The sequence below is a fragment of the Streptomyces sp. NPDC058231 genome (assembly GCF_042882275.1).
Classification (GTDB): Bacteria; Actinomycetota; Actinomycetes; order Streptomycetales; family Streptomycetaceae; genus Streptomyces.
Window position 1 is genome coordinate 1 of sequence record NZ_JBHVWN010000179.1, and the last position, 1,341, is coordinate 1,341.

A 1,341-nucleotide genomic window follows, 5' to 3' on the forward strand; every position below is an offset into this window, starting at 1 on the left:
TACGTCCCCCTCCCTCCCCGACGACGGCGCGCCGGGTGGACCCATGTGGCCAACGGTCGCAACCCTACTGAAGTGTCGGCCCTGCGCCGGCGGATCGTCGAAGGCCGTACGTTCCACCGTTGTCCTTCAAGGCACTCACGGGACATGTGGTGGTTGTCCGGGCCTCTCAACCACCAGCGTCACGCCCGGATGCGGTGGCCTCGTTCCGCTGGACCACGATCATCGCCATGTCGTCGTCCAGTGGGCCTCCTGCGTATGCCTTGAGGTCGGTCGTGATCTTCTGCACCAGTGCTGCGGGCGTATGGTCGGCCCAGGCGGCGGCGCGCTCCGCGAGCGGATAGAAGACGCCGTCCCCGTCGCGGGTCTCGCTGACGCCGTCGGTATAGAGCAGGAGCTGGTCGCCATGGGCGAACGGGAAGGTCGCCTGGGCATAGGGGCCGTCGGCCAGACCGCCGAGACCGAGGGGCAGAGCGGGGTCCGGCACGCTGAGCGCGGTCACGGTGGAGTTGTGCAGGAGCAGGGGCGGCGGATGCCCGCAGCTGATCACGTGAACCACCGGATCGTTGTCCGGGATGTCCACCACCGCGGCGGTCACGAAGCGTTCCTCGGCGTCCGCCTCGGCCTTCGAGGACTCCGAAAATTCCGCCAGACCCCACCGGACGGCGTCTTCCAGGTACGCGACCAGCTCCGGCAGCGGGGACTGACGGTGGGCCGCGGCGCGGAAGGCGCCCAGCATGATCGTGGTATCGCTGATCGAAGCGAGACCCTTGCCCCGTACGTCCCCGATGACCAACCGGGTGGAGTCGGAGGTGCGGGCGACGGCATAGAGATCACCGCCGATACGGGTGTCGGCTTCGGCACTGCGGTACTCCGAGGCGATGGACACCGGCCCGACCCTGCCAGGGAGCGGACGCAGGACGACGCGCTGTGTCGCGTCGGAGACCGAACGTACCCGGAGCAGCTCCAGCTCATGCCGGTCCCGCAGAAGGGAGAAGAGCGTCAGGAGGGCGCAGAGCACCGCGAGGGCCGCCAGCTCGACGAGGACACTCTCGGTGATCAGGACCGAGCGCTCCGCCCCTGCTATGACAAGAGCCGCCACCGCGAGCCCCCCGACCAGCGCGGTCAGCCGCGGACCCGTGACTGCGGAGGTAACCGCCGGGGCCACGATGAGCAGGTGGGCGAGATGGACGTCCGGCGGCAGGAAATGGTCGGCCACGGGTACGGCGACAATCAGCACCAAGGGGCCCACCAACCACAGTGCTGACCGGCGCCAGGCTTGCAGAGCCTGGGCCACGGGTGTCGTGATGGTCGCAACTGTCACGTTGGTGCTCCTCGTTCCAC

Annotated in this window: 1 protein-coding gene; it reads right to left on the reverse strand. The window is 68.8% G+C overall.

What is annotated here, in order from left to right:
* Positions 1-166 precede the first annotated feature (166 nt).
* Positions 167-1,341, reverse strand: a 1,175-nt coding sequence (locus ACFVXE_RS39125) for a PP2C family protein-serine/threonine phosphatase (RefSeq protein ID WP_389678574.1), incomplete at its 5' end; no start/stop codon positions are given.